The 26,443-nt window shown below is 64.6% G+C and carries 24 protein-coding genes; 15 read left to right on the top strand and 9 right to left on the bottom strand.

Going from position 1 to position 26,443, the window contains the following annotated elements:
- Positions 1 to 231 (bottom strand): transposase (locus tag AB4Z38_RS23925; RefSeq protein WP_441432020.1); only part of this gene is annotated, 231 nt, incomplete at its 3' end.
- 76 nt (positions 232 to 307) lie between these two features.
- The gene (locus AB4Z38_RS23930) at positions 308 to 913 is read right to left on the bottom strand and encodes an NAD(P)-dependent oxidoreductase (protein ID WP_441432021.1); all 606 of its coding nucleotides are present in this window, start codon (positions 911 to 913) and stop codon (positions 308 to 310) included.
- Between the two features lie 82 nt (positions 914 to 995).
- On the opposite strand from AB4Z38_RS23930, the gene AB4Z38_RS23935 reads away from it, so the two are divergent.
- Positions 996 to 1,388, top strand: a complete 393-nt coding sequence (locus AB4Z38_RS23935) for a winged helix-turn-helix transcriptional regulator (RefSeq protein WP_441432022.1) — start codon at positions 996 to 998, stop codon at positions 1,386 to 1,388.
- 250 nt (positions 1,389 to 1,638) lie between these two features.
- On the opposite strand, the gene AB4Z38_RS23940 is transcribed toward AB4Z38_RS23935, so the two are convergent.
- The 3 genes from AB4Z38_RS23940 to AB4Z38_RS23950 all read right to left on the bottom strand — a co-directional run bounded on the left by AB4Z38_RS23940 (position 1,639) and on the right by AB4Z38_RS23950 (position 5,137).
- Positions 1,639 to 3,195, bottom strand: a complete 1,557-nt coding sequence (locus tag AB4Z38_RS23940) for an IS1182 family transposase (protein WP_441432023.1) — start codon at positions 3,193 to 3,195, stop codon at positions 1,639 to 1,641.
- Between the two features lie 73 nt (positions 3,196 to 3,268).
- Positions 3,269 to 4,009: an ABC transporter ATP-binding protein gene (locus tag AB4Z38_RS23945; protein WP_441432024.1), complete on the bottom strand. Its 741-nt coding sequence runs from the start codon at positions 4,007 to 4,009 to the stop codon at positions 3,269 to 3,271.
- A gap of 36 nt (positions 4,010 to 4,045) precedes the next feature.
- Entirely contained in the window at positions 4,046 to 5,137 is a 1,092-nt protein-coding gene (locus AB4Z38_RS23950) for an ABC transporter permease (protein WP_441432025.1), read from the bottom strand.
- A 194-nt stretch (positions 5,138 to 5,331) separates the two neighbouring features.
- On the opposite strand from AB4Z38_RS23950, the gene AB4Z38_RS23955 reads away from it, so the two are divergent.
- The 8 genes from AB4Z38_RS23955 to AB4Z38_RS23990 all read left to right on the top strand — a co-directional run bounded on the left by AB4Z38_RS23955 (position 5,332) and on the right by AB4Z38_RS23990 (position 15,039).
- Positions 5,332 to 6,711 (top strand): sensor histidine kinase, encoded by a 1,380-nt coding sequence (locus tag AB4Z38_RS23955; RefSeq protein WP_441432026.1) that lies wholly within the window; start codon positions 5,332 to 5,334, stop codon positions 6,709 to 6,711.
- Positions 6,708 to 7,367 (top strand): response regulator, encoded by a 660-nt coding sequence (locus tag AB4Z38_RS23960; RefSeq protein ID WP_441432027.1) that lies wholly within the window; start codon positions 6,708 to 6,710, stop codon positions 7,365 to 7,367. The genes AB4Z38_RS23955 and AB4Z38_RS23960 overlap by 4 nt, the downstream gene beginning before the upstream one ends.
- Positions 7,368 to 7,452: 85 nt before the next feature.
- Entirely contained in the window at positions 7,453 to 9,444 is a 1,992-nt protein-coding gene (locus AB4Z38_RS23965; RefSeq protein WP_441432042.1) for a penicillin-binding transpeptidase domain-containing protein, read from the top strand.
- 205 nt (positions 9,445 to 9,649) lie between these two features.
- A complete protein-coding gene (locus tag AB4Z38_RS23970) occupies positions 9,650 to 9,910 on the top strand; it encodes a hypothetical protein (RefSeq protein WP_441432028.1) in 261 nt (86 codons plus the stop codon).
- A 203-nt stretch (positions 9,911 to 10,113) separates the two neighbouring features.
- On the top strand, positions 10,114 to 11,394 hold the full coding sequence (locus tag AB4Z38_RS23975) for an FAD-dependent oxidoreductase (RefSeq protein WP_441432029.1): 1,281 nt from the start codon (positions 10,114 to 10,116) through the stop codon (positions 11,392 to 11,394).
- A complete protein-coding gene (locus AB4Z38_RS23980) occupies positions 11,391 to 11,993 on the top strand; it encodes a TetR/AcrR family transcriptional regulator (protein ID WP_441432030.1) in 603 nt (200 codons plus the stop codon). Before AB4Z38_RS23975 ends, AB4Z38_RS23980 begins: the two co-directional genes overlap by 4 nt.
- 44 nt (positions 11,994 to 12,037) lie before the next feature.
- A complete protein-coding gene (locus AB4Z38_RS23985; protein WP_364538747.1) occupies positions 12,038 to 13,720 on the top strand; it encodes an ABC-F family ATP-binding cassette domain-containing protein in 1,683 nt (560 codons plus the stop codon).
- 125 nt (positions 13,721 to 13,845) lie between these two features.
- Complete coding sequence (locus AB4Z38_RS23990) at positions 13,846 to 15,039, top strand: MFS transporter (protein WP_441432031.1); 1,194 nt, start codon at positions 13,846 to 13,848, stop codon at positions 15,037 to 15,039.
- 60 nt (positions 15,040 to 15,099) lie between these two features.
- On the opposite strand, the gene AB4Z38_RS23995 is transcribed toward AB4Z38_RS23990, so the two are convergent.
- From AB4Z38_RS23995 to AB4Z38_RS24010, 4 genes are read right to left on the bottom strand one after another with little or no spacing between them, the layout of a single operon-like run.
- Positions 15,100 to 15,513, bottom strand: a complete 414-nt coding sequence (locus AB4Z38_RS23995) for a hypothetical protein (protein ID WP_441432032.1) — start codon at positions 15,511 to 15,513, stop codon at positions 15,100 to 15,102.
- 59 nt (positions 15,514 to 15,572) lie between these two features.
- Complete coding sequence (locus AB4Z38_RS24000) at positions 15,573 to 16,820, bottom strand: ABC transporter permease (RefSeq protein ID WP_441432033.1); 1,248 nt, start codon at positions 16,818 to 16,820, stop codon at positions 15,573 to 15,575.
- Positions 16,817 to 17,545, bottom strand: a complete 729-nt coding sequence (locus tag AB4Z38_RS24005; protein WP_441432034.1) for an ABC transporter ATP-binding protein — start codon at positions 17,543 to 17,545, stop codon at positions 16,817 to 16,819. The genes AB4Z38_RS24000 and AB4Z38_RS24005 overlap by 4 nt, the downstream gene beginning before the upstream one ends.
- A 6-nt stretch (positions 17,546 to 17,551) precedes the next feature.
- A complete protein-coding gene (locus tag AB4Z38_RS24010; protein ID WP_441432035.1) occupies positions 17,552 to 19,099 on the bottom strand; it encodes an efflux RND transporter periplasmic adaptor subunit in 1,548 nt (515 codons plus the stop codon).
- Between the two features lie 157 nt (positions 19,100 to 19,256).
- Here AB4Z38_RS24010 and AB4Z38_RS24015 point away from each other — a divergent pair, with 157 nt between their 5' ends.
- The 6 genes from AB4Z38_RS24015 to AB4Z38_RS24040 all read left to right on the top strand — a co-directional run bounded on the left by AB4Z38_RS24015 (position 19,257) and on the right by AB4Z38_RS24040 (position 26,277).
- Positions 19,257 to 20,762 carry a bifunctional phosphatase PAP2/diacylglycerol kinase family protein gene (locus tag AB4Z38_RS24015; protein ID WP_441432036.1) on the top strand — a complete coding sequence of 502 codons (1,506 nt, stop codon included), beginning with the start codon at positions 19,257 to 19,259 and terminating at the stop codon, positions 20,760 to 20,762.
- Between the two features lie 165 nt (positions 20,763 to 20,927).
- Positions 20,928 to 21,926, top strand: a complete 999-nt coding sequence (locus AB4Z38_RS24020; RefSeq protein WP_441432037.1) for an ATP-binding cassette domain-containing protein — start codon at positions 20,928 to 20,930, stop codon at positions 21,924 to 21,926.
- Positions 21,923 to 22,810, top strand: a complete 888-nt coding sequence (locus AB4Z38_RS24025; protein WP_441432038.1) for an ABC transporter permease — start codon at positions 21,923 to 21,925, stop codon at positions 22,808 to 22,810. Before AB4Z38_RS24020 ends, AB4Z38_RS24025 begins: the two co-directional genes overlap by 4 nt.
- A gap of 64 nt (positions 22,811 to 22,874) precedes the next feature.
- Positions 22,875 to 24,161 (top strand): sensor histidine kinase, encoded by a 1,287-nt coding sequence (locus AB4Z38_RS24030; protein WP_441432039.1) that lies wholly within the window; start codon positions 22,875 to 22,877, stop codon positions 24,159 to 24,161.
- On the top strand, positions 24,158 to 24,853 hold the full coding sequence (locus AB4Z38_RS24035; protein ID WP_441432040.1) for a response regulator: 696 nt from the start codon (positions 24,158 to 24,160) through the stop codon (positions 24,851 to 24,853). Before AB4Z38_RS24030 ends, AB4Z38_RS24035 begins: the two co-directional genes overlap by 4 nt.
- A gap of 125 nt (positions 24,854 to 24,978) precedes the next feature.
- Positions 24,979 to 26,277 carry a M18 family aminopeptidase gene (locus AB4Z38_RS24040; protein ID WP_441432041.1) on the top strand — a complete coding sequence of 433 codons (1,299 nt, stop codon included), beginning with the start codon at positions 24,979 to 24,981 and terminating at the stop codon, positions 26,275 to 26,277.
- The last annotated feature ends 166 nt before the right edge of the window (positions 26,278 to 26,443 follow it).

Below are 26,443 nucleotides of genomic sequence, written 5' to 3' on the forward strand. Positions count from 1 at the left end.
GTCCCAGGTGCCGTCGCCGCTGTAGCGGCGGTGGCGCTTCCAGATCGTCTGCCACGGCCCGAACTCAGCAGGAACATCGCGCCACGGGATCCCGCACCGGAACCGGTAAATGATGCCCTCCACGACACGGCGGTCATCCCGAAACGGCCKTCCACGCCGGCCCGAGGACGAAGGCAGCAACGGCTGAATCCGGGCCCACTGCCCATCAGTCAAAACAGAAGTACGAGACACCCTTCGAGCATCCCTCACCACCGTGCCAACATTTAGGAGACACGCTCTAGTCGGTCATATGTGAGCGGGCGTTGGCTTAGTTGGCTGCGGTGAAGCGGGCGCGGCGGTGGGCCGGAGTTTCGATTTCGTCCAGCATGGCGACGGCGTAGTCCTGGGTGGAGATGGTGTTGCCGGCTGGAGAATCCTTTGCGGTGGAGTAGACGCCCGTGCGTTCGCCAGGCTGGATGACGGGCGCGGGTGCGAGTACGGTCCAGTCCAGGTTCTCGGGAGCTTCTTTGACGGCGGCGAAAGCTGCGGCCGCCGTGGTTGCCTCGGCCTTGTAGGCCTCAGGGAAGTCGGGCAAATCGAGGAGGCGGACGCCGTCGATCTCCAGCGTGCCTGCGCCGCCGACGATCATGAGGCGCGTACCTTCGGCGTTGCTGTAGGCGGTGTCCATTGCCGCAAGCCATTCTCCATGGTCGCCGCCGGTGCGGCTCGGGCCGGTGGCGAGAATGACGGCGTCGTGCTCTTTGGCGATCTCTGCGAAGCTCTGGCCATCAGCGAGATCGGCGGCGAGGGCCTTCGCTCCAGCAACCTCTGAGCCCTTGCGGGAGATTGCGGTGACTTCGTGGCCGCGGGTGAGGGATTCGTTGACGATCTGGCTTCCGACCATGCCTGTTGCGCCGTAAACTGCGATTTTCATGACTCTCCTTGGGTTGCTATCCTTGCAATATGAAAACAGTATCTAATTGATACTGATAGCTTCAAAGGAACTTAGTTACCTCATGGATACCAATGATCTGCCAGCAAACGTCCTCGACCCTGATTGCCCGTCGCGAGTGATCTTTCAGCGCATCGGCGACAAATGGGCCTCGTTGGTAGTCCAGGTCCTCGCCGACGGACCCATCCGTTTTTCCGAGCTTCGCAAGATGGTCCACGTGGTGACGCCAAAGGTGCTCACCCAGACTCTTCGCACCCTGGAGCGCGACGGTCTCATCACCCGGACTGTCCACGCGCAGGTGCCCCCGCGCGTCGACTATGAACTGACCGAACTTGGAGCTTCCTTGCTGGAGCCATTGACCCTACTGCGTCTTTGGGCGGAGGACCACGTGCCCAGCATTCTCAAGGCCCGCGACGCCTATGACGATGCCCAGGACGAGGCCCTCATCGGGGGCTGACCCTTCCGGCCTTCGCCAACTGACTCGCAGTAAGTGTCGTTTTGAGGGCTCAGAACGACTACTGCGTGGGCCCACGCCGCTAGGAGTGCGCTGAACTAAGTGCTTTTCGGGGCTGGTCCGGGCTGGCCCTGTGTGCGTGGGCGGAACCTTCGGGGGCGGGTCGTTTTTGGTGTGCCGGGCTTTTGGCGCTTTGTAGCCGGGTCTGGCGGCCTGTTTTGTCGGGCGTCGGGCGTGGGTCGGGCCCGGTGTCTTATGCGGTGGCCCATGATCCGTTTTCGTTGGTGAGTCCGAGCTTCAGGAGGCGTTTGAGGTTCACCGCGGCGATCCGCAGCTGCCACCAGGCATGGTTCTTCGTGGCCCCGCGGTAGCGCAGGCGCCGGTTTCCTTTCACGAGCCATGCGATGGAGCGTTCGACCATGGGCCGGTGGCGTGTGTAGTCGGCTTGGAACCCGTGGTCCCGGGCTGCGGCGCGGTGCTCGCGCATCAGCGCGTGCTCGGGATGCAGCTCGATCTTCCGGCCTCGGGCTGCGGTGGTGCAGCGGGACCGCAACGGGCAGCCGGTGCAGCCTGCGCCGAACGTTGCCCGTCCCTTCGTGGTGATCGTTCTTACCAGCCCGTTGGGGCAGGTCAGTGTCCCGGCCTGGTCATCAAAAGCGAAGTCATCGATCGTGAACCCGCCCTCGACCGCCGTGGCGAGGGGCTTGGGCTTGATCAACGCCGTGTGTCCCGCTGCGGCCAGGGTCCTGAGCAGTTCCCCGGTCCCGTATGCGGAGTCCGCCAGCACCTGAACCTGTCCGGTGATCGTCGGATCCTGCCCCAGCAGCACGGCGCAGGCTTCGGCGTCGGTGGCGCCCTGCCCGGCGGCTTTGGTGAGCACGGCCGCGGTCACCAAACCCGTGTCGGGTTCGATCACGATGTGCCCCTTGTATCCGTCCCGGCGGTCCTCCCGGGTCTTATGAGCATGCCGGGCCTCCGTGTCCACGGTCGAGATCACCCGGTCAGGGGCGACCTTCCGTGCGATCCGCCACCGCCCGTCGGTGCCGTCCGAGCCGTCCGCGGGTTCGACGTCCTGCCCAGCCACCAGCGCCAGCAGCGCGTACGCATCCGCTGCCTTGCCGTCCAGAGTCTCCGGATCCACCGCGGCCAGCAGTGCCAGTGCGTCCGCCACGAGGGCTGAGACCAGTGAATCCTTCGCGTCCGGATCGTCCCAGGCAATGTCGGGTTTGCCGGTACGGCTGTAGTCATAACCGGTGGCATGAGCGGCAGAGAGCTCCTTGCCGCCGGGCACGTCGCGGCCGAAGCGGCGGATCGCGGCAATCAGCTGCGTGACCGTGTCCTGCCGGGCGACTGCGTCATCGAGCTCCGTGGAATCCACCGCCCGCCGGCGTCGGCCCTTGAGGATCCCGGTTTCGGCGACGACTTCGGTGATCGCGTCCATGATCCGATGCGGATTCGAACTCGCGGCGAGCCGTTTACGCCAATATGTCAGGGTGGTTGGGTGGAACGCGGTCTCGTTCAGCCCGTAACCACACGCGGCTTTCCACCGCAGGTCATACGTCAACGCTTCCGCGGTCTCCCGGTCCGAGAGGCCCTGCAATGCCTGGAGCACCAAGACCGAGCCGATCACCGGCGCCGGCACCGACGGGCGCCCCCGTCCCGACGGGAAGAGATCCTCCATCATCGAATCCGGAAACAACCGTCCCCGGTTTCCGGCCAGGAACGCGAAAACGCTGCCCGGGACCAACAACTCCCCGGCCAGCGCCTCCACATCCAAATACCCGCGTTGAGCATCCTCACGACCCTGCATGAAACCAGTCTTAAATCACCGGTCTCGAAAGTCCAACAGGCGCGCTTAACCCAGCAGATTATTCAGCGCACTCCTAGGGTTCCCTGGCCGAGCTTGCGAGGCGAGGGTGGCGGTGGGGACTAGTTGGGCCGACGGGTACGCCCAAACCGAGGCGTCCGTCCCGCATGGTTGCGACCGAATCGGTGAGCGGCAGGAACTCGGTGTCGTGCGTGACCATGACGGTCGCCGTCGCGAATTCGTCCGTGACCCGTCGCAGCAACCGCACGATCGATTCACTGCGCTCGTGATCCAAAGCTGCCGTCGGCTCGTCGACAAGAAGCACTCGGGGCTGGCCCATGAGCGCCCTCGCGATGTTCACGCGCTGGCGCTGGCCTCCGGAGAGCTGGTGCGGCCGCTTGTTGAGCGAAGTCCCGAGCCCGACGACGTCGAGCAGCTCCGTGGCGCGCTTGCGTGCCTTGGCGGTGGGCTTCCCCCGGAGGTGGTCGCCGATGATCAGCTGCTCGACGGCGGTCAGTGAAGGCAGGAGATTGGGTTGCTGGAAGATGATGCCGACTTTTTCCCGGCGCAGGGAAGTGAGTTCGGTGTCCTTGAGTCCGGTGGCATCCGCGCCGTCGATCACGACGAGCCCCGAGCTTGGCCGGACCAGTGTTGCCGCCACGGCCAGAAGCGAGGACTTCCCTGAGCCGGAGGGGCCCACGAGGGAAAAGAATTCGCCGGCGTCCACGCGGAGATCCACGGCGTCCAGGGCCTTGAGGGTGGAGTCTCCGTCGGGGTATTCCAGGGTGACGTTGACCAGGTTGAGTACGGGATTCATTGATATGCCTTTCGTGGAATATTGTTCGGAAATGGCTTAGTTGCCGCCGAGGGCGATCAGCGGATCCACTCGGGTGATGCTGCGTACGGCAACCGCTGCACCGCCAAGGCCTAGGATCACGATCCCGGCAATCGGGACGAGCGTAGTCAGCGGAGTTACTAGGAACGGGGCCGCCTTGGCAGCGAAGAAGCCGCCCAGAACGCCAAGGCCGCCACCCAGTCCCGCCCCGGCGAGCAAGACGATTCCGGCTTGGACCAGCGCGTCCCGCACTACGTAGCCGGACGATGCACCCATGGCTTTGAGCACCGCGATGTCGCGTGTGCGCTGAACAGTCCAGACGGTCAGGAAAGCCACGATGACAAGAGCCGAGATGCCGTAGAGGAAAGCCTGCATCAGCATCAGGGAGCCGTTTTCGCTCTTGTAGGAGCCGAGGGCCTGGAACGAGCCACTGGGAGTGGCACTGACAGTGCCGGCCGCCGCATTGGCTACAGCGACGTCCACGGAGGCCCCGGCGTCGTACGTCACGGCGAGAACCGTTCCGATGGATTCCCCGACAGGAATATGTGCCAGCTTCCGCCAGGTAGGCAGGGAAGTCCAGACGACTCCGGTGTGCGAATACCACTCGTCCTGGGTAACGGCGGAAACCGTCAGGATGGTACCGCCCACGGTTACCCGGGTCCCGGTATTCAGAGAGAGTTCCTTCGCCAAGGACTCCCCGACCACCACCTCGCCTTCTTTTACCGCCACCGGCGAGATCCCGCCGTCGGCCCCGAAGACCGCGACGTTGGCAGTGCCCGAAGCATTGTTGGAGGAATCCAGGGACTGAAACCGCGTCTGGCTGATACCGACGGCTTCGGCAGAAGCAACACCGGGCCGGTTCCGCCAAGCTTCGAGCTGTTGGTTGGAGACTTCCGATTCCGTATAAGACGCCTTGGCCTCGCTCCCGGCGGGCGCGCCGAAGGCGATTTGCTGCGCTGGAAGGTCTGCAATGGCCGACGTCGACTGGTTGCCGAGGCCCGCGGTCAGCCCGGAGAGCATGACGAGGAGGAGTGTGATGAGGGCGACGACGCTTCCCATGAGGGCGAAGCGGCCTTTGGCGAAGCGGATATCGCGCACTGCGAGAAACATGGAATTCCTTTGGTTCGGAGGCGATCTTTTGATCCTGTTTCAACTCTCCGGGCATTGGACGCGTGCAACATCGGGAAGTGGATGGACTCATCCGATCGCCTTGGTTGACCCGCGGATCAACCGTTTGGTTGATTGGGCCCGAATACCGCGGAACCGGGGTAAAAGTGTCGGCGGGCGAGGCTACGCTGGAGGGCATGCAGGCAGACGATTCGCCGCAAGCCCCGGCGCAGCCCAGCGGGCCGGCGCAGCCCAGCGGGCCGGCGCAGCCCAGCGGCTCGGCGCAGCCCAGCGGGCCGGCGCAGCCCAGCGGCTCCGCCGTGATATTGCGCGTCCTGCGCGTCAGCCTGCACGTCGGTTTTGCGGTGCTTCTATTGGTGGCGGTCCTCAGGCTTGCGGTCGCGGGACTTTCCCCGTTCGCCACCGGTTCCGGCCTCGGTCTTGCGCTGCTACTGGCCGCCGTCTACCTCGTGGGGACGGTTCTCGAAAAAAGGCACGCCGGCAATCCTGAGCGTTTCGATCCGAAGTCATACGCGCGCTGGTGGCTCGCCGTCGTTGGTTTCCTGTGGTTGCTGCTCATGCTCATCAGTCCGGACTTTGCTTGGATAGCTTTCCCGTTGTTCTTCCTGCAGCTGCATGTCTTGCCCCGGCGGTTCGCCCTGCCAGCCATAGCTGCCAGCACCGCACTCCTGATCGCGGCCATGTGGTTCCATAACCGTGGTGCCGGGGCGGATGCTTTGCAACTTGCCATGGTCCTCGGGCCTGTTTTCGGGGCGGCCTTCGCGGTTGTCACCGGCCTGGCGTATCGGGCGCTGTACGTCGAGGCAGAGAACCAACGACTCGCCGCTGAGGAATTGCGCCGCACCCGGGCCGAGCTGTCACGCAGCCAGCACGACGCCGGCGTGCTGGCTGAGCGCGAAAGACTCGCCCGCGAAATCCACGACACCCTGGCGCAGGGATTCTCGAGCATCGTCCTGATGGGGCGCTCGGTGGAGAAAGCCCTCGACGCCGGTGACAACGCCGCGGCCCGCGACCGCCTCAGGACAGTCCGGGAGACAGCAGCCAGCAACCTGGCGGAGGCCCGCAATTTTGTCCGCGGACTCGGGTCCCCGGAGTTGGCCGAATCCACCCTGGCAGACACCCTCCGGCGCCTGTGCACCAAGACCGAGGCCGAGGCCGCCGCACGTGGAGCCACGTTGCGTTGCCGCTTCGAGCTCCAGGGCACGCCGGTGGCGCTTCCCAACCCTTACCAGACCACCCTGTTGCGGGCGGCTCAGTCTTCCCTGGCGAACGTGTGGGCGCATTCCCGGGCGAGCACCGCCGTCGTCACCCTTTCCTTCCTGGACGCCGAGGTGACCATGGACGTGTTCGACGACGGCGCGGGGTTCGATCCCGCAGCGGCCGCTGCCGCGGAAATCCGTGGCGACGGAACCGGCGTCGGGCTCAAAAGCCTGCGCGAGCGGCTCGCGGCCCTGAATGGAACGCTCGACGTCGAGTCTGCTCCCGGTGAGGGAACCGTGGTGGCAATCCGGCTGCCGCTGGGTACTGGCAACCCAACTTTGGAGGCATCCCCATGACCAACAACATCAGGGTCTTGCTCGTTGACGATCATCCCGTGGTCCGTGCGGGGCTCCGCGCCATGCTTGCCGACTTCGAAGGCGTCCAAGTGGTGGCGGAAGCGGCCGACGGCGGAGCTGCATTGGCGGAACTGTCGAAGCTCCACACCCTCGGCGAACCCGTGGACGTGGTCCTCATGGACTTGCAAATGGGCTCGGGGATGGACGGGGTTACCGCCACCGGCAAGATCAAAGCCGGTGAAGCCGGAACTCCCCCGCCGCCGGTCCTGATCCTGACCACGTATGACAACGACGCCGACATCCTCGCCGCAGTAGAAGCCGGTGCTAGCGGATACATGCTCAAAGACGCGCCACCCGAGCAAATCCGGCAGGCCGTGGTGTCTGCCGCAGCGGGTCAGACGGCCCTTGCGCCCGAGGTTGCCGCGCGGCTCATGGGACGGATTCGCAATCCGGTGGACGCCCTGAGTGCGCGTGAAGTCCAACTCGTGGAGCTCCTCGCCACCGGGATGAGCAACCGCGCGATGGCGAAGCAACTCTTCATTTCCGAGGCCACGGTCAAGACCCATTTGGTGCACATTTACGGCAAGCTGGGCGTCGACAACCGGACGGCGGCCATCGCGGTGGCAACCCAGCGCAGGATCATCCGGAGCCAATAGGATTCGCGCGCCGGAACCATCACAAAAGCGCAACGTGCTGTGATTTGTATCATTCCTGTCGGCCCAAGAAGGCATAATGGCGCAAATGGGGAAAACCAAGAATCTTGTCCTGGGGCTTGCCGCCCTGATGATTGCCGGTTCGCTGGCCGCTTGTGATGACGGCCGCTCGGGGGCGGAGGGTGCGGCCAAGCAGCTCGCGTCGTCCCTCGCAGCGCTCGACGTCGGATCGCTCGCCGTTGACGGCAAAGATGCCGCAGCGGCAAATGAGCAGCTCAAGTCTGTGTTTGCGGCCCTTGATCCGGCCAAGCCTTCCGTTGAAAGCGGCGCGGTGAAGCTCGACGGCGACAAAGCGTCGGTCCCGCTCAACTTCACGTGGAAGATCGGAACCGCGGAGTGGAAGTACACCTCCCAGGCCGCACTGAAGAAATCGGGCGACAAATGGGCCGTCCAGTGGACGACGACACTCCTGGAGCCGGACCTGAAGGACGGCGAAGTCCTGGACAAAACGGTCACTCCTCCGGCCAGGGCGGAAATCCTTGGTGCCGGGGACGCCAAATTGATCAGCTACCGTCCCGTGGTTTACGTCGGCATCGACAAGACCACGATCGGATCCGCGGATCCTGCAGCTTCGGCGGCGAAGCTCGCGCAACTGGTCGGAGTGGACGAAGCCGCGTATGTGAAACAGGTCCAGGCATCCGGCCCGCAGGCTTTCGTCAGCGCCATCACCTTGCGTCAGGACGGCCGGACGATCACTGACCAGCAGATTGCTGCGATTCCGGGTGCCCGTGGCATTCCTGATTCCCTGCCTTTGGCACGGACACGTACCTTCGCCCGTGCCGTGTTGGGCACCGTCGCCGAGGCAAGCGCCGAACAGATCCAAAAGGCCGGGGGTGGCCTTAAGGCCGGAGACGTCGTCGGGACCGGCGGCCTTGAGGAACAATACGACAGCCAGCTGCGTGGCCAGGACGGGGTCTCCATCAAGGTCCGCCCGCAGGGCATGACCGACGACCAGATCAAGGCCGCGAAGCCCGATCCCCGCCGAGTGCTTTTTTCCGTCGATACGAAGCCCGGCGATCCGTTGAAGACCACCCTGGATCCGCGCTTGCAGCAGCTCGCCGAAGACACCTTGGCGGTCGTTGGCCCGGCCTCGGCCATAGTGGCGCTCCGCCCCTCCACCGGCGCCGTCCTCGCAGCGGCCTCCGGCCCTGGAAGCAACGGCTACAACACGGCAATGCTGGGCCAGTACGCTCCGGGTTCCACGTTCAAGATCGTTGATTCCCTTGCCTTGATCCGCAATGGAATGACGCCGGATTCCAAGGTTGAATGCACGCCGACAATTACGGTGGACGGCCGGACCTTCAAGAACGCCGAAGGGTATCCGGCGTCGTCGCTCGGCGCCGTTCCTTTGCGGGACGCTTTTGCGCATTCGTGTAACACTGCCTTCATCAGTTCCCGGGACAAGGTCAGCCAGGCCCAGCTCGAATCTGCGGCAACTTCATTGGGATTGGCAGTCCAAGCCCCGAAGTTGGGGGCCGACGCCTTCCTGGGCTCGGTACCGGGAAACGCTGACGGCACCGAGCACGCAGCTTCGATGATCGGCCAGGGCAAAGTGTTGCTTTCCCCGCTCGCCGCGGCCATCATGGCCGCCTCGGTGGCCCACGGCGCGCCCGTGTCGCCGCAACTTGTCCTGAACCCCGGCGCAGTCTCCCCCTCCGCGGGTGCCACTCCGACGGCGTCCGGCTCGCCGTCGTCGTCGGCGTCCCCCGCCGCGCCGGCGTCTCCCGCCGCGCCGGCGTCCGACAAGCCGGTCACCCCGGCGGAGGCAGCCGCGCTGGGCGACATGATGAGGGCCGTGGTGACCTCCGGCCACGCCGGTTTCCTCGCGTCGGTGCCGGGGGCGCCCGTGGGCGCGAAGACGGGGACGGCCGAATTCGGAAACGACAACCCGCCCAAGACGCACGCCTGGATCGTTGCAGTGCACGGAGATCTGGCGGTGGCAGTGTTCGTGGAAGACGGCGGCCTCGGTGCGACAACCAGCGGCCCGCTGCTCAAATCGTTCCTGACCGCGGCCGGCTGAGCCGTCCGCAGACCGCTGGTGTTTGTTCTCTGGATGGACGTATCCTCAGGCTGTCACGCCGTGCCTTCTGCTGGGAGGCAACGCTAAAGAGCAACAGCAAGGGGAACCCATGTCGATGCCGCAGCAAGGATTTCAGTCCGCTTACCCACCACCGTCCGATCAACGCCCTGTGAGCATGGGGCAGTTGCAGTGGTACATGGAGGGCATGAGGCACGCGCGCCTGGCGGCCGTGTTCGGCGTGATCGGAATCTTCTCATTGGGCGTTGTTTTCGGACCCTTGGCCATTATGCAGGCGAAGAAAGCCGAGGGATTCGGGGTAGCGGCTCAGGAAGGAAAGATCCTCGGTTGGGTGGGGATCGGCCTGTTCATCTTGTGGGTCCTGTTTTTCATTGCCTACATTGTCCTGTTCGCAGCGATCATCGCGAACTTGCCACACACTCCGTACCCGGCCCGCACCGGCCCGTAACGGAACGTTCCTGACCACGGCAGGCTGGGCTGCACAGTATTTCGGCGCTATATGTGAGCGGGCGTCGCCGGAAAGGGGGATATATGTGAGCGAGGGTCGGAGGGGGATGGGCACCCTCTGGACACGACCTCCTGGCGGGGGCACACTTAATTCAACGCTTGTTGAATTAGTTGCGGGAATGTAGTTCAACTCCGGGAGTGGCCATGGACCAGTCTGATAGCACCACATGCGTCATCGCGGGCGGGGGTCCGGCCGGGGTGATGCTCGGACTCCTTCTGGCCCGGGCCGGCGTCGACGTCACCGTCCTCGAAAAGCATGCCGACTTCCTGCGCGACTTCCGCGGCGACACCGTCCATGCCTCCACCATCCGACTCCTGGATGAGCTTGGGCTGGGCGAGGGATTCCGGGCCTTGCCCCAAAGCAAGCTCGGCAATTTCAAACTCCCCGCGGGCGGCAAGGAAGTGACCCTGGTCGACTTCGACCGCCTCAAGCCACCCTACGATTACGTAGCCATGGTTCCGCAGTGGGACCTCTTGAATTTCCTGGTGGACGCCGCACGGCAAGAGCCGCATTTCACGCTCCGGATGAACACCGAGGCCACGGATCTGCTGTACGACGACGGCGGGAAGGTCGCCGGGGTGGCCTACCGTACGCGGGACGCGGCGTCGGGAGAGGAAACCGGGACGGGGGAGCTTCGCGCGACGTTGACGGTGGCATGCGACGGCCGTAGTTCGGTGCTCCGGCAGAAGGCAGGATTGGTCCCCCGCGAGTTCCCCGTGCCGTTCGACACGTGGTGGTTCAGGCTCTCCCGGCGCGCGGACGAACAGGGCCAGTTGGCCTCGATCATGCCGCGCTTCTCCGGCACCGATGTGCTCCTCAGCCTGACCCGCAAGGACTACTACCAGATCGGCTACATCGCGGAGAAGGGCAAGGACCCGCAAATGCGTGCCGAAGGGGTGGAGAGCTTCCGTGCACGTGTCGCCCGCATCCGCCCGGATCTGGCGGACCGCGTGGATGAAATCAGGTCCATGGACGATCTCCATTTGCTCGATGTGAAGCTCAACCGGATCAAGCCATGGCACAAACCAGGCCTCCTCCTCATCGGAGACGCCGCCCACGCGATGTCTCCCGCAGGCGGTGTGGGGATCAACCTGGCCATCCAGGACGCCGTCGCCGCGGCCCAGCGCATCGCCCGTCCTTTGCTTCAGGGCACCCTTGGCGAGGCGGATCTCGCCTCGGTGCAGAAGCGGCGCTGGTTTCCCACAGTGGTGATCCAGAATGTGCAGCTCCTCATCCAGAAGGCGGTCTTCGGCCCCGCAGTGAAAGGGCAGTTGGTGGGCCCGCCGGGTCCGGTGGTCTTTGTCGTCCGCCACGCTCCCTGGTTCGGGAAACTTCCAGCCCTCATGATCGCCTTCGGGCCGCGGCCGGAGCACGCCCCGGACTTTGCGCGCCGGAAGCCCGCCGTGAACCGGAAACCGGTGTGAACAGGGGTCGCCGCCCGGGACAGGTGAGCAGCCGGGATGCGGTTCTCCGTGCGGCCCGCGAACAGTTCAGCCGCAAAGGATATGACGCCGCAACAGTCCGGGCCATCGCGGCCGAGGCCGGCGTGGATCCATCCATGATCAACCATCATTTCGGCACCAAGGAGCAGCTGTTCATGGCTGCGCTCGAATCACCCGTGGACCCCAAGGACCACGTATCGGCTGTTCTGAGCGGGCCACGGGAAGGCGTCGGGGAGAATCTGGTGACGCGCTTCCTGACCGTGTGGGACTCCCCCGCGGGTCCGGCCGGCGTCGCGGTCCTGCGGACGGCGATGCAACACGAGTGGAGCGCCGCGCTGGTCCGCGAGTTCATCCTCAACCGGGCCATCAATCCCCTTCTGGCCGGCCTTGGGGTGCCGGTCGAGGAGGCATCGTGGCGCGGAAACCTGGTGGCATCGCAGCTTTCCGGACTCATCCTGACCCGTTACCTGATCAAACTCGAGCCGATCGCTTCGGCGCCCCACGCCGTCGTCGTCCAAGCGCTGGGGCCGACAATCCAGCGCTATCTCACCGGTGACGTGACCGCCGAACTGTCGGCCTGAGTGAGCGACTAAGGAGTCCCCGCGGTCCGTGGGAAGATTGGGCAGTGGCCCATATTGACGTTTCAGGCATCGACTACTTCCTCTCCGACGGCACCCAGCTGCTCAACGGTGTGACCTTCAAAGTCCCGGACGGCAGCAAAACAGCCCTGATCGGGCCCAACGGAACGGGAAAGACCACCCTGTTCAAGATCATCGCCGGCGATCTCACGCCTGATGAAGGAGTGGTGGGCCGTTCCGGCACCATGGGCATCATGCGACAGTTCGTCGGGCAGGTCCGCGATGAATCCACCGTGCGTGACCTGCTCGTTTCAGCCGCGCCGCCGGCCCTCGCCGCGGCCGCGAAGGCGGTCGAGGACGCCGAGCTCGCCATGATGGAGCACGACGACGAGCCCACCCAGATGCGGTACGCCCAAGCGATCGTGGACTGGGGAGACGCCGGAGGGTACGACGTCGAGACCGTCTGGGACGAGGTCTGCATGGCCGCACTCGGCATCCCCTTTGACCGCGCACAGCACCGTCCGGCGTCGAGCCTTTCGGGCGGCGAGCAGAAGCGGCTGGTGCTTGAGGCACTGTTCTCCGGACCGGATCAGCTCCTGCTGCTCGACGAACCGGACAACTACCTCGACGTCCCGGGCAAGCGTTGGCTCGAAAGCAAGCTCAACGAATCCAAGAAGACGGTTTTCTTCATCAGCCACGACCGCGAGCTGCTCAACAACGCCGCGGGCCGCATCGTGACCCTAGAACCCGGCATCAACGGTGCCGGCGCCTGGGTGCACGGTGGTGGATTCGGCACCTATGTGGATGCGCGTATCGACCGCAACGCGCGATTCGAGGAACTGCGCAAGCGCTGGGACGAGGAACACCTGAAGCTCAAGGAACTCGTCATCATGTACAAGACCAAGGCCGCATTCCGCTCGGACATGGCCAACAAATACCAGGCAGCCCAGACGCGGCTCGCCAAGTTCCTGGAGGCCGGGCCGCCCGAAGCGCTGCCGCTGGAGCAGAACGTGCATATGCGCCTCAAGGGAGGCCGGACGGCCAAACGCGCCGTGGTGGCTGAAAAGCTTGAGCTCACGGGCCTCATGAAGCCGTTTTCCACTGAGATCTGGTTCGGGGACCGCGTGGGCGTGCTCGGTTCCAATGGTTCGGGCAAGAGCCACTTCCTGCGGCTTCTCGCTGCCGGCGGCACTGACCCGGAGCGAGAGCATTTGCCCGTTTCGGACGTCGAAATCGCTGAGGTTCCGCACGAAGGAACCGTCAAGCTGGGTGCCAGGATCCGTCCCGGATTCTTCGCGCAGACCCATTCCCGTCCGGACCTCCTGGGCCGGACGCTCCTGGACATCCTGCACCGGGGTGACGAACATCGTTCCGGGCTTGGCCGCGAGGCTGCTTCCGGGGCGCTCGACTCCTACGGACTGGTGGGCTCTGCCGAGCAGAAGTACGAGTCGCTTTCCGGCGGGCAGCAGGCGCGCTTCCAGATCCTGCTCCTCCAGCTGTCCGGCGCCACGCTCCTGCTCCTGGACGAGCCCACCGACAACCTGGACCTGCACTCGGGCGAAGCCTTGGAGCGTGCCATCGACGCGTTCGAAGGCACCGTCCTGGCGGTTACGCACGATCGCTGGTTCGCGAAATCCTTCGACCGTTTCCTCGTCTTCGGATCGGACGGCAAAGTCTACGAGTCCGCCGAGCCCGTCTGGGATGAGTCCCGGGTAGAGCGGGCGCGCTGACTTCCGGCCGACTCCCCCGGCGCACAGGGCGACCTCCAAGGCTGACTCACGAGACCATTTGATAAAGTCAAATGACTAAATGGTCATTTCTGGACTTAAAGTTTCTCCGTGGAAGTTGTGACCGTATGACCACCAGCACCCGAACCACTCCAAACGTCAAAGCCGCGGCAATTGCAACTTTCCTGGTCTTCGGCATGAACGGGCTGGTCTTTGCCAGCTGGGCGGCACGCATACCCGCCGTCACCCAGACCCTGCATCTGACGTCCGGACAGATGGGCACCCTCCTGCTGTGTACCGCCGTCGGGTCCCTTGTGGCGCTGCCGTCCGCGGGCTGGGTTGTGGGCAGGATCGGTACGGCCAATACCGTCCGCTCCGCCGGACTGCTGGCCGCCTCCGCCGGAGCGGCTATCGCGTTCTCCTTGATGGCCGGGTCTGTGGCCGCCACCGCGCTGGCGCTGTTTTTCTTCGGTGTGGGGGTCGGCCTGTGGGATGTGTCGCAGAATATCGAAGGGGCCGACGTCGAACACCGGCTCGGGCGCACCATCATGCCGCAGTTCCACGCCGCTTTTAGCGGGGGCGCCTTTGTGGGTGCGCTGATTGGTGCGTGGCTTTCCGAGATCGGCGTCGGACTACCGGAGCACTTGCTGGTCATTGCCGGCGTCGTGGTTCTTCTCACGTTGACGGCGCCGCGCTACTTCATGCCCCACGAAACCACAGGAGCAATGCCCGACGGCGGCATGCCCGCTGTCAAGGATCCATCGGCCTGGCGGGACTCCCGCACCCTCTTGATCGGTGTGGTGGTGCTCGGAGCAACCCTCACGGAAGGCGCCGGAAACGACTGGATCGCCAAGGCCTCCGTGGATGGCCTGAATACCACCGAATCGACGGGCGCCCTATTGTTTGCGCTCTTCGTGGCGGCGATGACCTTGATGCGTTTCCTTGGCGGCCGCGCGATCGACAGGTTCGGACGCGTAGCCGTACTGCGGGTCAGCATGGCCGCCGCAGCAGTTGGCCTGGCCCTCTTCGTCTTCGCGGGCAACCTCGTCCTTGCCGGGGTGGGCGCGGCCCTTTGGGGTATCGGCGCGGCCTTGGCCTTCCCCATGGGCATGTCCGCTGCTGCCGATGATCCGAAACACGCAGCCGCCCGCGTCTCGGTGGTCTCGACAATCGGTTATGTGGCGTTTCTAGCCGGCCCGCCGCTCCTGGGATACTTGGGCGACCACACCGGAATCCACATGGCCCTGCTTGCCATCGGTGCGCCGATCCTGATTGCCCTGTGGCTCGCCGGCGCCGCGAAACCCCTGGTTAAAGACAACTGACTAGCAGTTGTTGTCGTTATGACGCGTCAAAACGACAACAACTGCTAGTCAGTTGGGTGGTTACGGGGCTGAGGTGGCGGGTGCCGAAGGAACAGCGCTCGGCGATGCCCCGTTGGTGGGTGCGCCGCTCTGCCGGTTCCGGCCCTGACCGCCCTGGCCGTTGAAGTTCTGGAACTGGCCGCGGCCGGGACGGGCCTGGCCCGCGTCCATTGCCTTAGTGACGCCGACGCCGGCAAAGAACCCGACGGCGACCAGCAGCACGGCAAGGAGGATCTGCGTCAGGCGACCCATCTTGAAGCGCTTCTTGGGCGCGAACGGCTCCGGCGTCTGGGGTTGGCCCCAGCCCTGCCCGGTGGGTTCCTGGCCAGTGGCCTGCAGGACCGCGGTCGGCTGTCCTGCGTGGGGCTGTTGGGTGTACGGCTGCTGGGGCTCCGGCTGGTTTGCGGGGCCGGGCTCCGGTGCTGAATAGGACATTTGTGGATCTCCTGTTGGCTGTTTTTTCTTTTAGTTGCTTGGAGTAGGACTGTGGGCGGTTATTCGTACCGCAGGGCGTCGATGGGCCGGAGTTTCGCCGCCTTGTTGGCCGGGTAGATTCCGAAAATCAGGCCGATCGCGGCGGACACCAGGAACGACAGCCACACGGTCCACCACTGGACTTCGGGTTGCGTTCCGAGCAAGGGGAAGGCGCTTCCGATGTAGCCCGCGGCTATTCCCAGGATCCCGCCGATCAGCGAAATGATGAGCGATTCGATCAGGAACTGGCTCACGATGCTGCCCCGCGAGGCTCCGATCGCCTTGCGGATGCCGATTTCGCGAGTACGTTCGGTGACCGTGACGAGCATGATGTTCATGACGCCGATTCCGCCCACCAGGAGCGAAATGCCGGCCACGGCACCCAAGAGGATGGTCAGCGTGGCCGTGGTGGTGGTGGCCGTTGTGAGGATCTGCGCCTGGTTCCGCACTTGATAGTCACGGTTGGCGGAGGTGACGTTGTGCCTGGCATCGAGGATCATCTGAACCTCGTTCTGGGCCTGGTTCATCACGTCCGCTGACTTCGCCTGGACAGTGATGGAGGCAAGCGACGGCGAGTATCCGGTGAACTTGTCCTGGGCCGCACTGTAGGGGATCACCACAATGTCGTCCGGATCGTTGAGGCCCGAGGACCCCTTTTGGGACAGGACGCCGGAGACCACGAAGTTCTGGCCATTGAGGGCGATCGTCTGCCCCACGGCCGAGTTCACCGAGCTGCCCACGAGGTCCTGCGCAACGGTATTGCCGATCACGGCCACTGCGGTGCCGCTGCTGGCGTCACCGTCGCTGAAGTAGGACCCCGCCGCGAGCGTGTCGTTCGAAATGGAAAAGTACGACGGCGTGGTCCCGACGAACGTTGCGACCGCGTGGGTTGCGTCCTGGTAAGTACCCGTAACGTTCTGTGCCGTGACCACCGGTGCCGTCGCGGCGACGTCGGGGGCCATGACGGGATCTGTCAGCGCGGCCATGTCCTGGAGCGTGAGGTTGGTGCCACGGGACCGCGGACCGGTGACGGCCTGTCCGCCGCCCGCCGAGCGGCCGCCCGCCGTCGTCTGGCGGCTCACGCTAAGCACGTTGGTCCCCAGCTTGCCGATCTGGGCCTTGATGGCGTTGGAGGTTCCGGCGCCCACGGCCAGCAGGATGATGACGGAGGCGATGCCGATCAAGATGCCCAGGGTGGTGAGGATGGAGCGCATCTTGTTGGCCATCACCCCGGTCAGGGCGAAGCGAACGGATTCGGCGATCATCATGCCGGCACCGCCGTCGGTAAAGGATGCGCATTAACGGCGCGGATCCGGTGGTCTTCAATGATGTGCCCGTCTTGGAACCGAACTACGCGGTTGGCCCGCGCCGCGACGTCCGCCTCGTGGGTGATCATCACGATGGTCCGGCCGTTGGCGTGCAAGGACTCGAAGAGATCCAGGATTTCGTGCGAGGACTTGGTGTCCAAGGCTCCCGTAGGCTCGTCGGCCAACAGCAGCACCGGGTTGGTCACGAGCGCCCGGGCGATGGCAACACGCTGTTGTTGTCCACCGGAGAGCTGTGAAGGCTTGTGGTCGGCCCGTTCCGCCAATCCCACTGAATCGAGCACTTCCAAGGCCCGCTCGCGCCGTGCCTTGCGGTGCACCTTTGCGTAGGCGAGCGGCATGGAGACGTTGTCCACGGCCCGCGTGCGCGGTATCAGGTTGAAGTTCTGGAAGACGAAGCCGATTTTCCGGTTGCGGATCTGCGCGAGCTGGAATTCGTCCAGGGTCCCGGTATCGATGCCGTCCAGGTGATAAGTCCCCTCGGTGGCGCCGTCGAGGCAACCGATGATGTTCATCATGGTGGACTTTCCGGAGCCCGAGGCGCCGATGATGGCCACGAAGTCGCCTCGGTCAATGGAGATGCTGACGGAATCAAGTGCCCGTACTTCGGCCTCCCCTTTGCCATAGATTTTGCTCACGGAGTCCAGTTGGATGACAGCGTCGTTCACGGCTGCTTACCCGCCATTTCCGCGTGTGCCACCGGTACCGCCCGTAACTCCGGTACCGCCCGTAACTCCGGCGCCGCCTGTGCCTCCGAATCCGCCCGTACCGCCAAGTCCGCCCGTCCCGGTCCGTCCGGTAGTGCCGGTGGTGTCCAGGGTGGAGGAGATGGCCGGGAGTTCAATCTGATCGCCCGCACTGAGTCCGGTGAGCACCTGGGTGCGGCCGTTGTCCGTGATCCCGGTGGTGATAGTCACCGCCGTCGTTGTCCCGCTCTTCATCACGTTGACGGTCTGCTTGGTTCCCGTGGTGGTGATGGCCAGGGAGGGCACTGTCAACGCGTTCTTGGCGGTTGCCGTGGTCACGGAGATGTTTGCGCTCTGGCCGAGCCGAAGGGCGGCCGGTGGGTTCTTGATGGAGATCGTCACGGGGTAGCTGACCACGTTGTTGGTGGTTGTGGCGTTCTGGGCGATTGCCGTGATGGTACCGGTGACGGGTGCCGCGGAGGGGTCGGTCTTGAGTGCCGGGAAGGTGAAGGTGGCCGAGTCGCCGGTCTTCATGGCGGCAATGTCGGATTCGGCGAAGTTCGCGATGACCTGCAGGTGGGCGGTGTCGCTGATGGTGATCAGTCCCGAGGACGATGTGCTCGCGGCGCTTGTGGAAGTGCTGCTCGAGGAGCCGGAAGCTCCGGAAGAGCCGGAACCGGAGGAACCGGAGCTGCTTCCGGCGTTGCCTCCGACCACAGCGTTCACGGCGGTGACAGTTCCTGAAACCGGGGCCGCGAGTGAGCAGGACGCCAGGTTCTTGGTTGCAGTGTCGACTGCAATCTGGGCAGACGTGGTGTTGGACGTCGCGCCTCCGCCGCTCTGGGCGGAATTGAGGGCCGTCGCGGCCGAGGCGATCTGCTCTTTGTCCTTGAGGGCCGAGCTGGCTTGCTGGTTGGCTGCCTGGGTCAGTGCTTGGTTGTCCTTCGCCAGCTGGGCCTGTGCCGTGCTGAGCGCGTTCTGCGCCGGTTGGCTGCTGGGCTGGGCACTGGCAGTGGTCTGAGCCGCAGCGACAGTCGCATTGTCATTGTTCACGGCTGTCTGGGCGGCGGCAACGGCACTGGCTTGCTGGCTCGCGTCCAGATTGGCCGTTTGCTGGGCGTTGGCCAGGCTCTGGTTCGCCGAAGCTACTTGGTTGTTGGCTGAGGCCTGCTGTTGGTTTGCCTGCGCCGCGGCGGAATCCAGCTGGGCCTGGGCAACGGCCAGGGCGTTCTGGGCGTTCGTCGGATCAATGGTGACCAGCACCTGCCCGGCCGTGACCTGCTGACCGGTTACGGCGGAGACCGTGGCGATGGGCCCGGTGCAGTTCTGGGCGTTGATGACCGTCGTGCTTGCGGGCGAGACGTTTCCGCTCGCTGTCGAGACGGCGGCGAGGTCCGCTGCGCTGACCGCGACGGTGCGGGCGGTGGTGTCGGTGGCCGTTTGCGGCACACCGTTCAGCACGAAGAAGGCGCCGGCGGCAATGCCGATGACGGCCACCCCGATGCCGCTGTTGATGAGTTGAGGCTTTGAGAGCATGCCCGAAGACTATGGTCACTGTCTTGGAGCATGCCGAGTACTACCTGATGGTTTACCCTATGTGACGTTCTGCCTGGGTGCCGCTTGCGACGCGCTTGCGGGGAAGAACGACCCTCACTATCCCCCATCCTAACCACACCGCCGATAGTCTGGTGGGATGCGAAGCATGCTGCGATGGGAGCATTGGGACGTAAGAAGCGCGGCGCGGCTCGATCGTGCTGTTGTCCGTGCCGTTTCGCGGTGGCCGGAGGGCCCGCATGACGCCGTCTGGAAAAGCCTCTCGGAGGCCGCTACCAAGGGCAAGCTCTGGTTCGCCGTCGCTGGCGTTTGCGCGGCATTTCCGGGTAAGTCCCGCAACGCAGCGATCCACGGACTCCTGGCCCTTGGCGTTGCTTCGGCGGTCACCAATCTCGGTTTCAAGACGCTTCTTCCGCGGACGCGGCCGTTGCCCGAGCTCCTTCCGGCTTTCCGCTTTGTCAACCCGCAGCCCACGAGCTCCTCGATGCCTTCCGGCCATTCGGCGTCTGCCGTCGCATTCACTCTTGGCGTCGCGCTGGTGAATCCCCGCCTTGGTGCAGTTTTGGCTCCTGTTGCGGCGGGTGTGGCGTATTCCAGGGTCCATACAGGCGCCCACTGGCCCTCCGACGTCGTGCTCGGCTCGGCGATCGGCGCCGGAGCCGCCCTGCTGACGCGAAAGTGGTGGCCCGCCAGACCTCCAGTCCCGGCCACGGACCGTTCACCGGCTGACGCGCCTGCAGTCGGCGACGGTGAGGGGCTAAGTATTGCGGTCAACGCCCTTGGCGGCTCCTACTCACCGGATACTGAGACGCAGCTTCTGGAGATATTCCCCAAATCGCATATTCGCCTGATTTCCGACGGCGATGATGTGGCTGCCGAAATCCGTGCCACAGCAGGGCGGCCCGGGACGAAGGCCTTGGGTGTGTGGGGCGGCGACGGAACTGTCGGCACAGCCGCGGCGGCCGCCGTCGAGCACGACCTGCCCTTGCTGGTACTGCCGGGCGGAACGCTCAACCATTTCGCACGCGACGTGGACGCGCGGTCCCTCGAAGGGGCCCTCAAAGCCGCCAAAACGGGAGCGGCAGCCTGGACGGACCTGGGTCATGTGAGCGCGGGCCGCGGCATCGATGGCAAGGGCGAGACCACTGAGCTCATCATGCTCAATACGGCAAGCGTCGGCGTTTACCCCAACCTGGTGCGGCGACGCGAACGGCTGCAGCCCGCCTTGGGGAAACCCCTCGCGGGGCTTGTTGCGGGACTGCGCACCTTCGGGGCGGCAACCCCCACCACTCTCCTGATCAACGGGGTGCGCCACAAGCTGTGGATCCTCTATTTGGGGCGCGGCCGCTACTACCCCCGGGACCTGGCGCCATTGACGCGGCCCGTGCTTGACGATGGGGTCCTTGACATCCGCATGGTCACGGCCGATGAACCTTTTGCGCGGCTGCGTCTGCTGTGGGCGATCGTCACCGGAACCGTGGGTACATCCAAGGTGACCCACCTCAGTGAGGCTGCGGAGCTCAGCATCGAAGCGATCGGAGAACCACTCGTGATTGCGGTCGACGGCGAGCCGTTGCCTGGTGTGCGGATCGCGGAGTTCACCGTGAAGCGCCGGGCGCTGCGGGTGTATTCACCGCTTTCCTAGTGCTTTCCCAGTGTCGGGAAGACCCCGCCGCGGCCGGCATCATCCATAGGGACTACCCTGACCGGCCCCTGAATCATCCCTGAGACCGGCGAATTCCGCCGTGCCGGTGGCTAGCGTTGTACCTACAGTCACCACATAGCTGCAGCAAGCGGAGGGAACGCTTCCATGATTGAGGCAACAGGCTTGAGGAAGGTCTACGGCGCAAAGACTGCCGTCGACGGAATCAGCTTTACCGTACAGCCCGGGAAAGTCACGGGCTTCCTTGGCCCGAACGGCGCCGGCAAGTCCACCACCATGCGCATGATCATGGGGCTCGACCGTCCGACGTCGGGCGATGTCACCGTCAACGGCCGTCACTACTCGCAGCTCAAGGCGCCGCTGCACGAAGTGGGTGCCTTGCTCGATGCCAAGGCGGTCCACACGAGCCGCAGCGCGTACAACCACTTGCGCGCGATGGCCGCAACCCACGGGATTCCGAACTCGCGCGTTGAGGAAGTCATAGAGATGACGGGCCTCACCGCGGTTGCCAAGAAGAAGGCAGGAGGGTTCTCCCTCGGCATGGGCCAGCGGCTTGGCATCGCCAACGCACTCCTGGGTGATCCCCAGACGCTCATCCTCGACGAACCGGTCAACGGACTGGATCCCGAGGGCGTCCAGTGGGTCAGGAACCTTGCACGCTACCTGGCAAGCCAGGGCAAGACCATCTTCATTTCCAGCCACCTCATGTCCGAGATGGCCCAGACCGCGGACCACCTCATAGTGATCGGTCGCGGCAGGATCATTGCGGACACCACGGTGGATGCACTGATTGAGAGCCAGTCCCGCAAGCGCACTTTGGTCCGCACCTCGGAGACAACGCGCTTGTCCGAGTTGCTGGCCCGCGACGGTGTCCGGGTGGAGCAGAACGAACGTGAAACCCTGGAAGTGTACGGAGTGGAGCCGCTCCGCATCGCCGAGCTCGCCCTCGACAACCGGGTACTGGTTTACGAGCTCACTCCGCTCACGTCGTCGCTGGAAGAGGCCTACTTCCAGCTGACCAAGGACGAGGTGGAATACCACTCGCACATCACCGGTGGACCGGCAGCACCAGGCGGGCCTCTGGACGGAAGCCCCGCCGGCGTCGGCGCCACGTCCGCTGCCACCATGGAAGGGATCCAGTCATGAGCACCACCATCAACAAGAAACATGCGGTCCCGTCAGCCGGGACCGGTGGCGTCAATTTCCTCCGGATACTGAACTCCGAATCCATCAAGTTCCGGACCCTCATGAGCACCAAGCTCCTGTTGGTCTTGACCTTCGTGGCCATCGTCGGCATCGGACTGCTGTCCGCCCTTGTCCGCTGGAACTTCATCAACCAGATGGTCGAAGTCGGCCGGCAGGGTCATAAGGAATCGGTGCAGCAAGCCGTAGCCTCCTTCCCGCCTGGATCGGGGTTCGATCTTTACAACCTGCCGAACGCAGGACTCAACATCGGCATCCTCGTCATGGGTTCCCTGGCCGTACTCTTCATTGCCTCTGAGTACGCCACCGGCATGATCCGGTCAACCATGAACGCGGCTCCGGGACGGCTCTCCACCTTCGGCGCCAAAGCCGTGGTCTTGGTTGTCGTCTCCTATGTCCTTTCGGTCGTGGCCGGCGTCGTGACCTTCCTGTTGGCGTCGCCCATGTTCGCCAACTTTGGCCTTGACCTCGGATGGAACACGGACGGTGTCCTCTACAGCGTTTTCACCGGCGGCCTTTACGTTTCCGGGGTCGCGCTGATCGGCCTCTCGCTCGGAACACTGCTGAAGAACCCGGCCGGCGGCATCACTGTCCTGGTGGGCATCATGTTCGTCCTCCCGTTCGCCGGCCAGTTCCTCGGCCTCGCACCGGGAGACTTCTGGAAGTACGTCCCCCAGTACCTCCCCAGTGAGGCCGGCGGTCGCTTCTTGTCGATCGGCCACGTAGACGGCACCCTGGATCCGTGGGCGGGCGGCCTCGTGTTCCTTGGCTACGTCATCTTGTTCATGGTTCCTGCCCTCATTGTGCTCAAGAAGCGCGACGTCTGATCCGCGATCGTCTGATTCGCGATCCGGGGACACCCGCTCCAGGCAAGGCCACTAGGCTCAAGCCATGAGTGAAGAATTGCCAGCACAGGACGCGTCGGCCCACGTGGCCGACGCGTCCTTTGCTGAAATCACGCTGCGCCGCCGTGGCAGGATCCGCCGCTATCTCTTTGAGCACCCGCGGCTCATGGACGCGATGGTAGTGCTTTGCTATTCGCTGCTCGCACTGCCCACGTTCATCAGCTGCATCGTGGATGGCAAGTGGTTCGCCGCCCTGCTGCTCGTTGCCATTGCAGCCATCCTGTTCCTCCGACGCCGCAATCCGCTCAGTGTCACTGCGGCCGTTGCCGTCCTCGAAGTGGCCGTGACGTTGCTGAATCCCTGGGGTTCGAACGTCTCCGCGGGATTGTGGTTCGCGCTGTACGCCGTGGCCGTGGCGAGGACCCGGAGATTCGCGTTGACGGTGTTCGGGGCGGCGAGCCTGCCGCTGACCCTCGTGTATCTGTTCATGTGGACCAGCCCGGCGACCCCCTCCAACGGAGAGGCGATTCCGGAGAATTTCCACCTCATCAGCAACATCGCCGCCGCGGTCAGCATTTTGTTGTCCAACCTGATCGCCACCGGCATCGGCATTTCGGTGCGGCAGCGGCGTGAGCACGAGAGCGAAATCAGGGCCTGGGCAGCACGCACGGCCCGCTTGGGTTCCGTCACCGAACGCAACCGGATCGCCCGGGAGATGCACGACGTCGTGGCCCATTCCCTGACGGTCATGATCAGCCTCTCGGACGGCGCCGCCGTCGTGGTCAAGAAGGATCCGGAGCGCGCGGGAGAGGTGCTTGGCGAACTGTCCCGCACCGGCAGGACTGCGCTGGCTGACATGCGCCGCGTCCTCGGCGTGCTGCGGGACGACTCGGCCCGCCCGGCGCCTTTGGAGCCGTTGGTTTCCGGTCACGACCTGAGCAAGCTGCTCGATGGATTCCGGACGGCGGGGCTGCCGTTGCACTATTCACACACGGGTCCGGCTCTTCCTGAAGATCCGGCTTTCCAGCTCACCGTCTACCGGATCGTGCAGGAATCCCTGACCAACGTCCTCAGGTACGGGCGCTCGTTGAGCCACGTGGATGTGAGGATCGTGCGGGAGAACGACTCGGTCACCATTGAAGTGCTCGACGACGGCCGGGGCTCGCGGGATGCGGGCACCGAAGAGGCGGTCTTGGGAACGGGCCAGGGCATCGCGGGAATGCGTGAACGTGCGGGAATTTATGCTGGAACCGTGGATGCCGGTCCTGGAATACACGGCGGGTGGCGCGTCCACGCGGAGCTGAACTGGAATGGCGACAAGGGGAAATCATGACTGACAATGCTCCCATCAGGGTTCTGCTGGTGGATGACCAGCCCCTGCTGCGCATGGGATTTCGGCTCATCCTCGAAGGCGAAGACGACCTCGAGGTAGTGGGCGAAGCCTCCGACGGCGCCGAAGCGGTGCGGAAAGTTGAGGAGCTGGAACCGGACGTGGTGCTCATGGACGTCCGGATGCCTGCCGTGGATGGAATCGAAGCCACACGGCGGATCACGGCCTCGCCATCCAAGGCCAGGATCATCATCCTGACAACTTTCGACCTGGATGAATATGCCTTCTCCGGCCTGCAGGCAGGGGCTTCCGCCTTCCTGCTCAAGGATGTTGCGCCTGCCGAGTTGGTCCAGGGCGTCCGGCTTGTGGCCAGCGGCGACGCCGTGGTGGCTCCGAGGGTCACCCAGCGGCTCCTGGAAACCTACGTCCGCGGGGGTCGCATGCCCGGCCAGGCCACAGCCCAGCCCCGCGATCCGCTGCTCGAAGAATTGACGCCCCGCGAAACCGAGATGCTGGAAGCTATCGCGGCAGGGCTGTCCAACGCGGAAATCGCCCACAAGTTCTTTCTGTCCGAGGCCACGGTCAAGACCCACGTCCGGCGGATCCTCACCAAGCTGCACTTGCGGGACCGGGTGCAAGTGGTGGTCTACGCGTACGAAACAGGACTCGTGATCCCGAGCAACCCGGATTACTAGCGACGCGGATCCTGCCTCACGTCGCGCAAACGGACCGGGGATGCCTGGATGCAGTGGTCATTGGTCCGTTTGGGCGTCGCCGAACCGGGGCCATGTCATCCGCGGCCGGGGCTAGACTCGGAGCCATGCCTTCGAACTCCGCTGCAGAACACATCCAGGACCTTGGCGCATATGTGAGCGCATCGCCGTCGAGCTTCCACGCTGTCAACGAGGCCGCGGGCCGGCTCGATGCGACCGGTTTCACGGCCCTTGATGAACTTCAGCAATGGGAGGGCGGGGTTGGTAGGTTCTACGTGATCCGGGATGGCGCCCTCATTGCTTGGGTGACGCCCGAAGGCGCAACTCCGACTACGGCGTTCAACATCCTTGGCGCCCACACGGATTCTCCGTCCTTCAAGCTCAAGCCCAAGCCGACGACAGGCAAGTTCGGCTGGCTCCAGGCCGGCGTTGAGGTCTACGGCGGCCCTTTGTTGAACTCCTGGCTGGACCGTGAGCTTCGGCTCGCGGGGCGGATCGTTATGCTGGACGGCACCCAGCACCTTACAGCTACCGGACCGCTCCTGCGCTTTCCGCAGTTGGCCATCCACCTGGACCGGGCCGTTAATGACGGCCTCACGCTCGACAAGCAACAGCACATGAACCCGGTGTTCGGCCTCGGCGATCCCGATTCCGCGGACGTCCTGGCAATCCTGGCGGATTCCGTGGCCGGGGCTTCCGTGGATCCCGCCCAGATCGGCGGCTATGACATCGTCGTCGCGGACACCCAGGCGCCTGAGCGGTTCGGTGCCAAAGGCGAGTTCTTCGCTTCAGGACGTCTCGACAACCTCTCCTCGACCCACGCCGGGCTTGCGGCACTCATTGCGCACGCCGAAGCTGCGCCGACCGGCGGCCCCATCGCGGTCCTGGCTGCCTTCGACCACGAAGAAATCGGCTCCGCCTCGCGCTCCGGCGCCTGTGGACCCATCCTCGAAGACATCCTCACCCGGATCTCCGACGGATTCGGCGCCACAGTGAGCGAACGGCGCCAGGCGTTGTCGGCGTCGTTCTGTGTTTCCGCGGATGCCGGCCACGCCGTCCACCCCAACTACCCCGAGCGGCACGATCCCGCCAACCGGCCCATCCTCAACGGCGGACCACTTCTCAAGATCAACGCCAACCAGCGCTACGCCACGGACGCCACCGGCGCGGCATTCTGGGCCCGGCTCTGCGGCGAGGCGGCCATCCCCTACCAAGAGTTCGTCTCCAACAACGACGTCCCGTGCGGCTCTACCATCGGTCCGCTGACGGCGACCCGCCTGGGGATCCGGACGGTCGACGTCGGCGTGCCCCTTCTGTCGATGCACTCGGCACGCGAGCTATGCGGCGTTGAAGACCCGCGCCACCTGGCCACGGTGGCGGAGTTGTTCTTCCGGTCAGCGATCTAGCTTTACTGCAGCTCCGGCTAAGCCTCGATCCACCGGTCGGGTTGAGGTCGTAGCGGCGGGTTAAACGGAGAATGCCTGTCGGATCGGGAAAAATGGGGTTTGTCTAGAACTCCGTTTAACCAATCCGAGAGGCATCTCGTAGGTGCAACTTTTCCATAGATCCACG

Origin of the sequence: Arthrobacter sp. 2RAF6 (assembly GCF_052115205.1) — a bacterium.
GTDB lineage: Bacteria > Actinomycetota > Actinomycetes > Actinomycetales > Micrococcaceae > Arthrobacter.

What these genes read in the sequence shown, in the direction of transcription:
- AB4Z38_RS23935 (WP_441432022.1), top strand. Translation starts at nt 996, where the DNA reads ATGGATACCAATGATCTGCCAGCAAACGTCCTCGACCCTGATTGCCCG.
- AB4Z38_RS24040 (WP_441432041.1), top strand. Translation starts at nt 24,979, where the DNA reads ATGCCTTCGAACTCCGCTGCAGAACACATCCAGGACCTTGGCGCATAT.
- AB4Z38_RS24025 (WP_441432038.1), top strand. Translation starts at nt 21,923, where the DNA reads ATGAGCACCACCATCAACAAGAAACATGCGGTCCCGTCAGCCGGGACC.
- AB4Z38_RS23960 (WP_441432027.1), top strand. Translation starts at nt 6,708, where the DNA reads ATGACCAACAACATCAGGGTCTTGCTCGTTGACGATCATCCCGTGGTC.
- AB4Z38_RS23950 (WP_441432025.1), bottom strand. Translation starts at nt 5,137, where the DNA reads ATGTTTCTCGCAGTGCGCGATATCCGCTTCGCCAAAGGCCGCTTCGCC.
- AB4Z38_RS24035 (WP_441432040.1), top strand. Translation starts at nt 24,158, where the DNA reads ATGACTGACAATGCTCCCATCAGGGTTCTGCTGGTGGATGACCAGCCC.
- AB4Z38_RS24030 (WP_441432039.1), top strand. Translation starts at nt 22,875, where the DNA reads ATGAGTGAAGAATTGCCAGCACAGGACGCGTCGGCCCACGTGGCCGAC.
- AB4Z38_RS24010 (WP_441432035.1), bottom strand. Translation starts at nt 19,099, where the DNA reads ATGCTCTCAAAGCCTCAACTCATCAACAGCGGCATCGGGGTGGCCGTC.
- AB4Z38_RS24015 (WP_441432036.1), top strand. Translation starts at nt 19,257, where the DNA reads ATGCGAAGCATGCTGCGATGGGAGCATTGGGACGTAAGAAGCGCGGCG.
- AB4Z38_RS23930 (WP_441432021.1), bottom strand. Translation starts at nt 913, where the DNA reads ATGAAAATCGCAGTTTACGGCGCAACAGGCATGGTCGGAAGCCAGATC.
- AB4Z38_RS24000 (WP_441432033.1), bottom strand. Translation starts at nt 16,820, where the DNA reads ATGATGATCGCCGAATCCGTTCGCTTCGCCCTGACCGGGGTGATGGCC.
- AB4Z38_RS23965 (WP_441432042.1), top strand. Translation starts at nt 7,453, where the DNA reads ATGGGGAAAACCAAGAATCTTGTCCTGGGGCTTGCCGCCCTGATGATT.
- AB4Z38_RS23990 (WP_441432031.1), top strand. Translation starts at nt 13,846, where the DNA reads ATGACCACCAGCACCCGAACCACTCCAAACGTCAAAGCCGCGGCAATT.
- AB4Z38_RS23940 (WP_441432023.1), bottom strand. Translation starts at nt 3,195, where the DNA reads ATGCAGGGTCGTGAGGATGCTCAACGCGGGTATTTGGATGTGGAGGCG.
- AB4Z38_RS23995 (WP_441432032.1), bottom strand. Translation starts at nt 15,513, where the DNA reads ATGTCCTATTCAGCACCGGAGCCCGGCCCCGCAAACCAGCCGGAGCCC.
- AB4Z38_RS23955 (WP_441432026.1), top strand. Translation starts at nt 5,332, where the DNA reads ATGCAGGCAGACGATTCGCCGCAAGCCCCGGCGCAGCCCAGCGGGCCG.
- AB4Z38_RS23970 (WP_441432028.1), top strand. Translation starts at nt 9,650, where the DNA reads ATGAGGCACGCGCGCCTGGCGGCCGTGTTCGGCGTGATCGGAATCTTC.
- AB4Z38_RS23945 (WP_441432024.1), bottom strand. Translation starts at nt 4,009, where the DNA reads ATGAATCCCGTACTCAACCTGGTCAACGTCACCCTGGAATACCCCGAC.
- AB4Z38_RS24020 (WP_441432037.1), top strand. Translation starts at nt 20,928, where the DNA reads ATGATTGAGGCAACAGGCTTGAGGAAGGTCTACGGCGCAAAGACTGCC.
- AB4Z38_RS23975 (WP_441432029.1), top strand. Translation starts at nt 10,114, where the DNA reads ATGGACCAGTCTGATAGCACCACATGCGTCATCGCGGGCGGGGGTCCG.